This window comes from Variovorax sp. J31P179 (assembly GCF_030316985.1).
Taxonomy (GTDB): domain Bacteria; phylum Pseudomonadota; class Gammaproteobacteria; order Burkholderiales; family Burkholderiaceae_C; genus Variovorax; species Variovorax ginsengisoli_B.
The window spans coordinates 52,205-64,487 of the sequence record NZ_JASZYL010000009.1 but is presented as its reverse complement, the minus strand read 5'-3'; the positions used below and the strand labels follow the sequence as shown (position 1 = coordinate 64,487).

11 protein-coding genes and 1 pseudogene are annotated in these 12,283 nt (G+C 67.4%); 5 read left to right on the top strand and 7 right to left on the bottom strand.

The genetic code is table 11. The features are described from left to right. Positions 1-357: 357 nt before the first annotated feature. From QTI17_RS22740 to QTI17_RS22715, 5 genes and pseudogenes are all read right to left on the bottom strand, one after another. Positions 358-1,464 (bottom strand): cyanophycinase, encoded by a 1,107-nt coding sequence (locus QTI17_RS22740; protein ID WP_286535804.1) that lies wholly within the window; start codon positions 1,462-1,464, stop codon positions 358-360. Between the two features lie 281 nt (positions 1,465-1,745). Further along, positions 1,746-1,892 (bottom strand): annotated as a pseudogene (locus QTI17_RS22735) (IS3 family transposase); the annotation flags it as partial. A 238-nt stretch (positions 1,893-2,130) separates the two neighbouring features. Beyond that, complete coding sequence (locus QTI17_RS22725) at positions 2,131-3,093, bottom strand: hypothetical protein (RefSeq protein WP_286535803.1); 963 nt, start codon at positions 3,091-3,093, stop codon at positions 2,131-2,133. A gap of 78 nt (positions 3,094-3,171) precedes the next feature. Then, positions 3,172-3,678, bottom strand: coding sequence for a ferritin-like domain-containing protein (locus tag QTI17_RS22720; protein ID WP_286535796.1), 507 nt, complete (start codon positions 3,676-3,678; stop codon positions 3,172-3,174). A 143-nt stretch (positions 3,679-3,821) separates the two neighbouring features. Beyond that, entirely contained in the window at positions 3,822-4,643 is an 822-nt protein-coding gene (locus QTI17_RS22715; protein ID WP_286535794.1) for a TorF family putative porin, read from the bottom strand. 222 nt (positions 4,644-4,865) lie between these two features. Here QTI17_RS22715 and QTI17_RS22710 point away from each other — a divergent pair, with 222 nt between their 5' ends. The 4 genes from QTI17_RS22710 to QTI17_RS22695 all read left to right on the top strand — a co-directional run bounded on the left by QTI17_RS22710 (position 4,866) and on the right by QTI17_RS22695 (position 7,649). After that, positions 4,866-5,285 (top strand): hypothetical protein, encoded by a 420-nt coding sequence (locus tag QTI17_RS22710; RefSeq protein WP_286535792.1) that lies wholly within the window; start codon positions 4,866-4,868, stop codon positions 5,283-5,285. A gap of 82 nt (positions 5,286-5,367) precedes the next feature. After that, the gene (locus QTI17_RS22705) at positions 5,368-5,760 is read left to right on the top strand and encodes a hypothetical protein (RefSeq protein ID WP_286535789.1); all 393 of its coding nucleotides are present in this window, start codon (positions 5,368-5,370) and stop codon (positions 5,758-5,760) included. Positions 5,761-5,858: 98 nt separating this feature from the next. Continuing rightward, positions 5,859-6,152, top strand: coding sequence for a DUF4242 domain-containing protein (locus QTI17_RS22700; RefSeq protein ID WP_286535787.1), 294 nt, complete (start codon positions 5,859-5,861; stop codon positions 6,150-6,152). Positions 6,153-6,272: 120 nt separating this feature from the next. Continuing rightward, complete coding sequence (locus tag QTI17_RS22695; protein WP_286535786.1) at positions 6,273-7,649, top strand: FAD-binding oxidoreductase; 1,377 nt, start codon at positions 6,273-6,275, stop codon at positions 7,647-7,649. On the opposite strand, the gene QTI17_RS22690 is transcribed toward QTI17_RS22695, so the two are convergent. Next, positions 7,650-11,189, bottom strand: coding sequence for a helix-turn-helix transcriptional regulator (locus QTI17_RS22690; RefSeq protein WP_286535784.1), 3,540 nt, complete (start codon positions 11,187-11,189; stop codon positions 7,650-7,652). Between the two features lie 201 nt (positions 11,190-11,390). Here QTI17_RS22690 and QTI17_RS22685 point away from each other — a divergent pair, with 201 nt between their 5' ends. After that, the gene (locus tag QTI17_RS22685) at positions 11,391-11,831 is read left to right on the top strand and encodes a hypothetical protein (RefSeq protein WP_286535782.1); all 441 of its coding nucleotides are present in this window, start codon (positions 11,391-11,393) and stop codon (positions 11,829-11,831) included. A gap of 1 nt (position 11,832) precedes the next feature. Here the strand turns inward: QTI17_RS22685 and QTI17_RS22680 are convergent, their stop codons facing one another. Continuing rightward, entirely contained in the window at positions 11,833-12,282 is a 450-nt protein-coding gene (locus QTI17_RS22680) for a PaaI family thioesterase (protein WP_286535781.1), read from the bottom strand. Between the last annotated feature and the right edge of the window lies 1 nt (position 12,283).

The following is a 12,283-nucleotide window of genomic DNA, read 5'->3' as shown; positions in this document are numbered from 1 at the left end:
GGTCGGCCGACGCAAGTCCCTCGAAGCGGCGCAGGGCAGCGATGGTTCTCGCCTTTCCCGGCAAGCCGTCCTTCTCCTTCGTTGTGAGTGAGGTTCCGTTGCGCGAGAGCCGGTCACTGATCACGAGCGCGTACAGGTAGTCCAGCGCGCTTGCATAGCCGGCGCAACAGCCTGCTCTTCGACAAGTTCGCAGCCGCGCTTGGTCGCTGACCCTTGGCGTGGCCACGCTCTTGACGGAGTGCAGCTATCGGCGAGTTTGGCGAACATGCAGTCCCAGCCGTGAGCCGTCTGGGTTGCGCCGATCCCGACGGCAGCTATCGCATCACGGACCAATGTAAGTTGCCCGACGAGGGGGCCTCAGTATGGATTGCTGCCTGGCCCGTACAGCACGCCACGCTGGACATACAGTGAGTAACTGGTGCCGCCTGTCATCACCCAAGGGTCCATCTGAAACCGGTCCCTTGGCGCGTTCGTGAGCTTGTCCACATGGATCGACGAAACTTCGAGTGGTGTCCTGGGTTCGACAACGAGGGAAGTACCGGGGTCTTGGGGAAACTTCAGGAAATATGCCGCGCCCGTTCCGCCGGCATTTGAGCGCACGTTGGCTATGGCACCATCGATGACGACAGCGGTGCCCTCATCCACACCAATGGCTCGCGCATCGCGCCATGAGATCCCGTCTTTCACCATCCTTGCCAGGAATGTCACGAGCCGGCCCATGCGGTCACGACTTACCAGATGGGCGTCGGCAATGGTGTTCTGGAGTTTGGGAACCGTTTCGAGGAAAGTGTTGTCAAGCATCAGCCTCAGGTCGTACGGGTTGTTGAGTGCATCGGGCGAGGTGATCGTGTCGTGTTGTGCGGAGAAATCAACGGCGCCCAGGACCGCCAGGCCTGCGCTGGTTCCCCCGATCGGCACATTCTTCGCAAGGAGCACGGATTTGATCGTGCGCTCGACGGCAGTGTCGCTCCACTGGTTGATGTAGGTCCACTGGTCACCTCCGGCAATGAACAGCACGTCCGCTCGTTCGATGATGCTGATCACTTTCGGATTGTCGGCACCGCTGTGCTTCTTGATCACAACGGTCTCAACCGAATCGACACCGTCCATTGCGAAAAGGTAGTCGTTGTAGCCATCTTCCCCAGAAGCACGAATGACGACCACATCGATCTTGTCACTCCCGTGACCCCCGGCCTTGCGAATCATGTCGACGAAGGCCTGATCGACGTCAAGCCCGCCACCCATCAACACCGTCATTTGACTGTCGGGCGCGCGGGGCTTCTGATCGGCCGCATTGCCCGTCAGGTAGTAGTCGAAGTCGCTGGTGCTGAGCGTGGGTGGGTTGCCGCTCTTCTTGTCATTGCCCGCAGCGTGCGCAGCGGAGACAAGAACAAACACTGCGGCAACCATGAGCAACAGATGTCCAGGCCAGCCAAGCCAAGCGTGTCGGGATTGATTTTTCATCGCGCACCCTACCGCACCCTCGCGCGCTCGGCAACCCAATACTGATCGGTGGTGCACCAAACAGGGCTCTGATGCAAATATTGGCTTCCGGCGGGCGGATGAGTCTTCGACTCAGGCTTTCGAGCTAGTCCTGATTCGCATGCCCCATGCAGTGGACTTGAAGTTGACCCTGTTGCGCGGACGGGTTGGGACTTGATTCTCAAGTCGGATGGATAGGCTGCCACGCGATGCAGACTTGTCCACCGCCGGCGTGGCGCATGCCACGCAGACGCCGACGGTGGTCAAGTCGTGTTCGAGGCGAGGCGGCTGCTTGGACTTGCGTTGTAGTTCCTTTCAAACGTCGCCGGCGAGATCTGTCCGAGTGCGCTGTGACGCCGGCGCGGCTTGTACCAGCCGCGTACGGGCTTGCCACTGTCAGCGGCGGCTCGCGCCACCCAAGTAGAGATGCTCTGGGCGGTGCAGCCGAACCCACGCGCGAACTGTGACGGCGTGCGGCCCGCCTGGACCAGTTCGACATCTGTCGGCGGAACTCCGCCGGGTACGGAGGCTTCGGTGTAGGCATATCGGACTCCTTCATCCATAAGGATCAGGTGTCCGCGAAATCGGGTCAACTTCAACTTCAGCTGCAAAAGTTTCACTGAAGTTTCGGATGATGGACTGAAAGGTTCAACGAGTCCCTACAAACGACCCGTAGAGCAAGCGCGCCTCGCCCTCGTAATCGGGATACGAAGCCTTCATCACCGCCCCATTCAGGATCATCTCCGCTGCCAGCGCGCGCGTGGCCGCGTCGTACACGCGGGTGCGCACCCAGACCGATTCGGTGCGCGCGCTTTCGCTGAGCGCGATGATCTCGCGCTCCAGTTCGTAGTCCTGGTCGACGAAGAGCGGTCCGTTCAGAAGGCGGATCTCCTGGCCGGCGAACAGGCCGACCGCCGGCTTGCGCCCGCTCAGACCCGACTGCGCTGATGTCGAGCCAAGCAGCACGCTGATCATTTCCGTCGGAATGACCGGCCGGCCCCAGGGCGACTCGCCGCCCGACTCCCGCGTGTACCACCGGCTCGGTTCGGTGATGGCCTTCAGCTTGTCGGCCAGCGTGAAAGGGTAGTGGTCGCCCATGTGGGTGTCGAAGCCCATGCGGATCTTCTCGACCACCGCGCCGCGCTGCCCCACCCGGAGATCACGGTTGATGACCAGGCCCGTGGGCGGCCGGAGCTTGGCGATGCGCAGCTGCAGTTCGTGAGGCAGCCCCGCGGCGTCGCCGATGGAAGCGGTGCCGATCAGCACCGGTGTGCCGTCGCGCTTCTCAGCGTGCAAACGCACGAAGCGAGGCTGCAACGGATCGCGCTCGACGAAGGCCCGTACTTCCTCGCCTTCGACCACCATGTTCTGGTAGTGCGCGCTGATGCATCCGGTCTCGAACCAGGCGTTGCCGAACACGTGGTAGAGCAGGGGGTCGAACTGGCTGAAGTGGGTTGGCCCCTCGATCGGACCGGCTCGAAGCCCCAGCCCTTCGGCCATGGCATCGTCGTGGATCGATTTGTGGCCGTCGTAGCGCTGCTCGGCCAGCATCTGGCGCGGCTGGCGCAGCGGCCCGCAAAGGGTGGGTGCTTGGGTGAAGGCTTCGGTCATCGGGCGGGCCCTGGCTGGAGGTCGGCGATTCTAGGACGCTGAATCCCCCAGCTGAAGTCGCCCGCGTGACCGGGCCGGTCAGTCCTTGGCGGCGCGCGCTGCGTTGCGCAGGTCCCGGATCTGGTCGTGGTTGCGCTGCGCGCCCGCCGCCTGCCTTTCGACCAGAGCGCGCACGTCGGGCGGCAGGTTCTGCTTCAGCGCCTTGCGGTAGCGTGCGATGGCCGTGTCTTCGCCGCGCTCGCAGGACTCGAGGATCGACAACTCGCTGTTGGCGCCGAGCGATCCCTTGACGTGGACCCAGCCGCGGTGCAACGCACCCGCGGCGGTGCCGCCATCGGCCGGCTTGCCGCCGTAGGCCGCGATCATTTGCAGCAGTTCCGCCTCGGCTTGGCGGCAACCCTCGGCGCGGCTTGCGAACAGTTGTTTCGCGGCCGGGGATTCGACCTCCTCGGCGCAGGCCAGGAATCCGTAGCCGCCATCCCGCGTGTTCTCCAGCAGATCGTTGAGGACATCGACGACCTCGTCGTTGGCCAGGGGTTCGCCGCGGGAGTCGCGGGGGTCGAGCATGTCTTTGTCGAGTGCCATGGTGTCAGTCCTTTCAAGAGCCTTCAGGCGAAGAAGACCGGTTGAGAAACTCGAGGAGATGTCCTCGAGACTTGGACTCACCATCGCCGCGACGCCGGGCCCGGGCCGTCAGCCACGGAGCACGCCGCGTGTAGAGCCTTCCCCTACAGCGTCTTGGTCAGGATCAGGATGAAGCGGGTCGCGTTGGGCGAGTAGGTGGTCTGGCCGATCGGGCCGATCGGCGACGGGATGCCCGGACTGACGACCGCATTGAAGGCGCTCTGCTCGTTGCCGCCCTGTACGTAGCCGCCGAGCGACAGGCCGCTGCCGAAGTCGTAGGCGGCGCCGACGTTGAAATCGACGTAGTCCTTGTAGCCAAGGCTCCGGATGTCGCTGCTGAAGAAGGTGTAGCCGACGGCCGCCTTCAGCGTCACCCTGGGAATGATCTCCTTGGTGTAGGCGAGGTTCAGGTAGCCGGTGTTGGTGCCGTCCAGGCCCGAGTCGCCCTGGTTGCCGGCGTAGTTGAAGTAGTCCTTGGACACGGTCCAGGAGTACTTGGCCGTGAAGGCGCCGAAGGACTCGTTGGCCCAGGTGCCGGCGCCGTAGATCTCGGTCGTGTTGCCGGCGGTGTTGCCGGGGTAGACATAGGTCAGCACACCGACGTCCCAGTCGATCGGGCCGCCCTTGAATTTGTAGCCGCCGTAGAAGTCCATCTCGATGGCGTTGCCCTTGAGCCAGTTGACGCTGGAGTTCCAGTTGCCGACATAGAAGCCGCTGTCACCGAAGGCGTAGTCGAGGCCGCCCTGGATCGCCGGCTTGAAGTAGCTGTTGTTCGCGAAGTCGTCCTTGCCGAGCATGTCCTGGTCCTGGCCACGGAACTTGTAGTTGGTCGTCAGCGCGACGTTGCCCGCGAGCTGGGCGCTGGCGAGCATCGGCAGGGTCGTCAGAGCGGCGATCGAGAGGGTTCTGGCTATCACGTGGTGCATGGGTCGAAGAGCGAAATGAAGAAGCGTCGAGCCTACGGTCGCGTGCATAAACACCGCGTGAAGAACGAGGCGCTTCGCGTAAGGAATTCATCGGGAAAATCCGGGTGTCTCAAACACGACGAACCGGCGGCGCCGCCTCGAAAGAAGGAGTACAAATACGTCGAGGGAAGAGGAAATTGCAGACGCCTCTTCAGCGCAGGGACCCGTGAAAGGAGGGCAGTCATGGCCAGACATCTAGCGGTCGGGGACTCATCCGGACCTCTCGCCATCGCGAGCGCCAGCTACTACAACCCGACCGGCGTGCTGCTGGCGCCCGGCGAGACCTACGAGATCGCCGCCGACGACAGCCGATGGGTCGACTGGCACCTGGCGTCCAGCGCCGACGGCCGTATCGAGCCCAGCCTGATCCAGTCGATGGCGCATTGGGCGCTGCGCTGCAAGGAGGGGCGCTGGTTCCAGCTGATCGGGGCCGTCGGGCGCTCCGACGCCTGCATGTTCCCGATCGGCATGCATGCCGCCTGGACCTACACCGGGCAGAGCGGCGACGCCGATCCCGAGCTGTGCCTGTTCGCGAACGACGCCTGGTTCGCCTACCTCAACAACCACGGCTCGGTGAAGGTGACGATCAAGCGCGTCGGCTGAATCGCCCAGGTCCGGCCCGGCGAGGGCTGATCGATAGAATCCAGCCGGTTTCTTTCCATTCACCGGTCCGGAGGATTCGAACATGACCGTGCGCCAGGGAGGCAGATTGCTTGCGGTAACCGTCGCGGTGCTGGCCGCGGCTTCGGCGCAGGCGAGGCCGTTGAACCTGTTCAACGCGATGCGCGACACGCCGATCACCCGATTCAGCAGCGCCGATGTCGACCTCATGACGCAGACGGTCCAGCGGGCGCTCGACAGCGGCGCGGACGGGGTGGCGGTCACGTGGGAGAACCCCCGCGGCACCAGCGGCGGCAGCGTCACACCGGGCAAGGACCCGCAGGACAGGGCGAATTGCCGGACGGCGCGCATCGAGAACCGCCACCGCAGCCTGCAAAACGCCGGCAGCTACCTGTTCTGCAGAAGCAAGGGCCAGCCCAAGGGGGCCTGGCAGGTGATCGAACTCCTGCCTCGTTGAGCCATGGGGCGGCTGGCGGGGCATTCGACCTAGGCGCATACTGATGCGGCTTGGCGCCATGGCCGCCATGGCGCGCTTCGACCCGTCCGAGGATTCACATGCCGCTCTTCATCATCGAACGCAATTTCGCCGAGCAACTCGAAATCGACAGTGATGGCGTGATCGCCATCACGAGGATCAATGGCGACGTCGGCGTCAACTGGCTGTTCTCGTTCCTGAGCGCCGACAAGCGCAAGACCTACTGCCTCTACGAAGCCAAGGATCCCGAGGCGATCCGCGAGGCCGCGCGGCGGGCCAACGTGCCGGCCGACGTGATCGTCGAGGTCTCGCAGGCCTACGGCGCGGCCATCGGCGGGCTGCGGGCGCAGGCATCGGAAGGCGCCACCGGCTGATAGTCAATCCCGGCCGCTGGCCGATGGTCAGGTCTGACTATTTGCGTCCGGCCCGGCGGAGCCTACAACCGGGGCCGTGGTTCACGTTCTTCCGGACGTGCCACCCACCGGAGATCCGACATGCTGAACCAAGAGCAACTGACCCAGTTTTCCGCCTCGCTGCGCGGGCGCATCGTGCAGCCCGGGGACGCCGACTACGATGCCTCGCGCCGCGTCTACAACGCGATGATCGATCGCCGTCCGCGCCTGATCGTCCATTGCCGCGACGTCGCCGACGTGATGCACAGCGTCGACTTCGCCCGCGAGCAGTCGCTGCTGCTGGCCGTGCGCGGGGGTGGCCACAACGGGGGCGGCCTGGGCACCTGCGACGACGGGCTGGTGATCGACCTGTCGGGGCTGAACGGCATCCGCGTCGATGCCGCGGCCCGCACCGTGCGGGTCGAGGGTGGGTGCACCTGGGCCGACGTGGATCACGCCACCCACGCCTTCGGCATGGCCACGCCCTGCGGCATCATCGGCACCACCGGCGTGGGCGGGCTGACGCTCGGCGGCGGCCTCGGCCACCTGACGCGCCGCTGCGGCCTGTCGGTCGACAACCTGCTCGAAGCCGACGTGGTGCTGGCCGACGGCACGCTGGTCACCGCCAGTGCCGAGCAGCATCCCGAGCTCTATTGGGCGCTGCGCGGCGGCGGCGGCAACTTCGGCGTCGTGACCTCCTTCCTGTTCCGGCTGCACCCGATCGACACGGTGGTCGCCGGGCCGACCTTCTGGGCGCTGGAGCAGGCCGGCGACGTGATGCGCTGGTACCGCGATTTCATCCTCGCGGCGCCGGAGACCCTGAACGGCTTCTTCGCCTACCTGACCGTGCCGCCGGTCGATCCCTTCCCCGCCGCGCTGCAAGGCCGGAAGGTGTGCGGCGTCGTCTGGTGCTACACGGGCGAGCTGGCGGAGGCCGATGCCATCTTCAAGCCGGTCGCCGAATTCGGGCCGCCGCTGATGCACGGCGTCCAGCCGATGCCGTTCCCGGCGCTGCAGGGGGCCTTCGACGCCTTGTTCCCGCCCGGCGACCAATGGTATTGGCGGGCCGACTTCGTCAATCAGCTGAGCGACGCGGCGATCGCCGAGCACCTGCGCTTCGGCCCCGACATGCCGACCCCGCAGTCGACCATGCACCTCTATCCGATCGACGGTGCGGCGCATCGGCCGAAGGCCTCCGACACGCCGTTCGCCTACCGCGATGCGAACTGGGCCGAGGTCATCGTCGGGGTGAGCCCGGACCCGAAGGATGCCGCCCGCATCACGGCCTGGACCAAGGACTACTGGAACGCCCTGCATCCGCATTCGGCAGGCGGCGCCTACGTCAACATGATGATGGACGAAGGCGACGAGCGGATCCGCGCCTCGTACCGCGACAACTACCCGCGGCTGGTGGCCGCCAAGCGCCGCTACGACCCGAAGAACCTGTTCCGGGTCAACCAGAACATCCGTCCCGAGTAGCTACGGCTTCAGCAGGCCCTCGCGGTTGGCGAAGGCCGCCGCCTCGGTCCGGTTGGCGGTGTAGGTCTTCTCGAGGATGCTGCGCACGTGGTTGGCCACGGTGTTCGGGCTGATCCCGAGCACCTGGCCGATCTCGCGATTGTTGCGGCCCATCGCGATCAGGCGCAGCACGCCCACCTCGCGCTCGGTCAGCCCGCAGGGATGGCCGGCGGCCGGCGCGGCGACCGGTTCGTCCAGCGATTGCGCCAGAGCCCCGATGCGCGGCGTCAGCGCGTTCATGCCCAGGGCCACGCTGTCGGCGAGCGCATCCGCGAGCAGGGCGCGGGCCCGGGCCAGGTCGCCTGGCTCGGCCCGCCGATGCAGCATCAGCGCGTAGTCATGGCGGCTGTGGGCGAGCCAGACCCGCGAGCCGGTCTGGCGGTCCATCGACAGGGCCGCCTCGAAATGGAGCTGCGCGAGGTCCCACTGCCCCATCACCGAGGCCAGGGCGCCAAGCAGCCGGTCGGTCGACCCCATGCAGGGACCACTGGAGTCGCCGAGCAGGTTGGCGCCCGCGTGGCCGCGCAGCTGGCCGTACATCAGCGCCGCATGCTCGGCATGGCCCAGGTAGACGCAGAGCTCGGCCGCGAAGATGACCAGGGTCAGCGTGCCGCCATCGGTGGGCGGCCGCGACAGGCGGGTCCAGGGAAGGGTGTCGAACACGGCCTGGCACTCGTCGCGCATGCCGAGCTCGGCATACAGCAGCGCCAGGCCGGGCAGCCAGGTCTGCGCGGTCGGCGTTTCGCGCACGAACTGCTGCAGCATCGGCAGCGCTTCGCGCAGGCGCCCCTGTTCGCGCCGCAGGCAGAACATCTGCATGCCGAAGGCACCGACCGCCTTGTCCTCGGCGACCCGCCGGCCGACGTCCAGCGCCCGGGTCGCCCAGCGCTCGGCGTCCTCGAAGCGCCCTTCGTTGAGGGCGACCAGCACCTCGATGTGCCGGCAGAGCGACAGCCAGTAGTGGGCACGCCACTGCGCCGACAACCGCAGGCCCTGGTCGCGCACGCGGCCCATCGTGGCGACATCGCCGACCCGGACGAGGTCGCAGAGGTAGAAGGCCAGCAGGTTCGGGATGCGTTCCGGCATGGCGAGCTCTTCGGCGATCGCCCAGGCCTCGGCCGCCGCCGCGATGCGTTCGCCCAGCAGCTCGGGCCAGTAGCCGGCCGCGGCGATCGCAGAGAGCGCCAGGTAGAGGCTGCGCATGTCGTCGATCTGCCGTGCCAGCTCGACCGCACGCCGGTGCGCCTCCTTGGCCTCGGCGGAGCGATCGCAATAGATGTAGGCCACGCACAGCCGGCTCAGCAGTTCGACCCGCATCGGGTCATTGCCCTGGTGCAGGGCAATCGCCTCCAGCAGGAGGGCCACGGCGGCTTCCCCCGATTGGCCGGCCTGCGTGCTGCTGCTGGAGAAGCCGATCGCGGCCCGTGCGAACTGGGCGCTCAAGCCGCATTGGCGCGCCAGTTCGGCGGCTTGCCGATAGGAGGCGACCGCCGTTTCCGGCACGTCGCACCAGAGCTCGGCATCGCCCAGCGCCGCCATCACGTCGCAGCGCTGCACCAGGTCGTTGGGAAAATGGCGGTCCAGCAGTTGCAGCGCCAGCCGGAGCAGCCGCGCCGCTTCCTCGAAGGCCAGCAGCCGCGCCGCATGGCCGGCCGCGCGCCGAGCGTAGGCGAGGGCCTTGGTCGCCGCGCTGCCCGGGCCGGCCTCGCTGAAGTGATAGGCCAGCTGCGACCACACCATGCCGTCGTCGCTGCCGTGCTGCTGCTCCAGCGTCTCGCCGATGCGCAGGTGCAGGCGCGCGCGGCGCATCCCCAGCATCTCGTCGTAGAGCGCGTCGCGAATCAGGGCATGGCCGAAGCGGAACTGCTGCGTGTCCGGCACCGCTTCGATGATCTGTTCGCCCATGGCCTCTTCCAGCGCCTGCAACAGCTCGTCCTCGGACTTGTCGGCTTCGAGCCGCGCCAGCAGGGGCAGGTCGAAGCTGCGCCCGATGCAGGCCGCGGTCGACAGCAGCCTGGCCGCCGGCGCCGACAGCCGGTTCAGCCGTCGGCCGATCACTTCGCGCACGCCGGTCGGGACCTTGGTCAGCAGCCGCGCATCGTCGATAGCCGCATGGCCTTCGTGCGGCGCCCGCGCCGAGATCATGTAGCGCAGCATTTCCTCGAGGAACAGCGGGTGCCCTTCGGTGCGGATGTGCAGTGCGTCCACCAGGTTGGCGCTGGCCGTGCCGCCGCTGGCGGCGACCGCGAACTCCGCGGTTTCGCGTGCGCTCAGGCCCTGCAGTTCGATGCGCTGGCACACCGGCGAGCGGGCGAGCTCGGCCAGGGTCTCGAACAGCGGATGCTGGCGCGACAGCTCGGTGTCCCGGTAGGTGCCGACCACCAGCATGGCGCAATCGTCCAGTTCGCCCGCCAGGAAGGAGAACAGCCGAAGCGAGGTGGCGTCGGCCCAGTGCAGGTCCTCGAAGATCAGCAGGACAGGCGCGCGCTGCGCCGCGCGGCGCCAGAACCCGGCGATCGCATCGAACAGCCGAAAGCGCGATTGCGCCGAATCGACGACCGAGGCGTCGCCCGGCGGGGTGGCGAATTGCTCGGCCACCTCGGGCGCGATGCTGCCGATGTCGGCCAGCCCGGCGCCGAAGGTCTGGGCCATGGCGGGGTCGCCGCTGCCGCGCAGGTAGCTGCGGATCAGTTGCCGCCATGGCCAGTAGGGGGGCGCCCCGGCCTCTTCGAGACAGCGGCCCCAGAGCACCAGCGTGCCGCTGTCCTGGGCGTGCAGGGCCAGTTGCTGGGTCAGGCTGGTCTTGCCCATGCCGCTGGAGCCGGCCAGCAGGACGATCCGGCCGAAACCCTTGCGAGCGCCCTGGAGCGCGCTCTTGAGCTGCGCCAGCTCGGCTCTTCGGCCCACGAACACCCCGGACGGCCGCGGGCTGGCGCGGGGCGGGGGAGCGGCCGCCGGCGCCTCCGTGTCGCGGCCCGGACGGACCACGAAGGCATGGATCGGGCGCGCGATGTTCTTGAGCGGCTGCTCGCCCTTGTCGGCGAAGCTCGCATCGACCCGGCTGCCGACGGCACCGCGCACCGCATCCGAGACGACGATGCCGCCGGGTTCGGCCAGCGCCTGGAGCCGGGCGGCGACGTTGACGCCGTCACCGTAGACCGTGCCGTCCTGCTTCTCGATGACGTCGCCCAGGTGGACGCCGATGCGAAACGGCATCCGTGGCTGGGAAGCGGTGTCGGTGGCGGCCTGCGCGAGGTCCTGCTGGATCGCGATCGCCGCGCCGACCGCGCCGGTGGCGGTTTCGAAGACGGCCAGGATGGAGTCGCCCGCCATGTCGATGACGCGGCCGTGGTTCGATTCGATCCGGGCCCTGAACAACTCGCGCGCGGCGTCGAGCGCCGCCAGCGTGGCGTGCTCGTCGCCGGCCATCAGTCGCGAAAACCCGGCGGCATCGGCGCAGAGGATGGCGATGAGTCGCTGCCTGACCGAGGAATCGTCCATGGCTGTGCGGCCTTCGTCGTTGCAAACGGAACTGCGGTATTGAAGCACGTCGACCGGCCTTGCGGCGGGGATTCCCCGGCCCGGTCCTTGTGAGAAGATTTCCTGCCTCGCCATTGCCCTACACGGCCCGCATCCCCAGGCTCACAGTCCGGGCCGCCGCGGGCATCGACAGTACAGGGAACGCAACAAAGGAGCGACGCCATGGAAACAGACAACGTCAAGACACCCGCCCAACTCGCGGACGAAGCGCGCCAGGTCGGCCGCGATGCGGTCGAGGCGGCGCAGGGCTACGCCGCCGAGGCCCGGCGGGTCGGTGCCGACGCGATGCAGTCGATCCGGCCGAGCATCGAGGACGCGAAGGCCACAGGCCGCGAGGGCCTCGACACCATGCGGGGCATCGCGGGCGATGCGCGGGACATCGCGGGCGATGCGGCCGCCACCGGCCGTGCCTATGCCAAGGATGCGGTCAACGCCGCCGGCAAGAAGCTCCACGACGCCCAAGGGCGCATGCAGCGCGCCCGGGATGCGTGCACGCAGTTCATTGCCGACGAGCCCGTGAAGGCGTCGCTGATCGCGGCCGCGTCCGGGGCGGTGCTGACCACGTTGCTGATGTCGGCGCTGCGCGGCCGGCGCCGCTACTAGGCTATTGCGCCGCCACCGGCACCAGGATCGCGTCGCCGGTCGCCACCAGCTTGCGCGCGGCACCGGGTGCCTCTTCGGCGAACAGCTCGGCAGAGGTGAACATCTGCGTGCGCCCGGCCTTGACGACCCGCGCCCGGGCCACGAATCGCTGGCCGACCGCGGGCCGCAGGCAGTTCACCGAGAAGTGTGAGGCCAGCACGCGGCCGGCCAGGGTGCTGGCGGCGAAGCCGCAGGCGGTGTCGATCAACGCGCCGATCAGCCCCGCATGCAGAAAGCCGCTGTATTGGCCGGCCTCCTCGCGCCAGGGCATCTGCAATTCGACGTCGCCGGGGCTGGCGCTGAGCACCTCGAAGCCGGCCCAGCGGTTGAATTTCGCGCTGGCGTTCACGGCCTGGATGGCGGCGAGCAGCGCCGGCCCGGCGGCCGGTGGGGGGATCGTGGCATCGGTCATC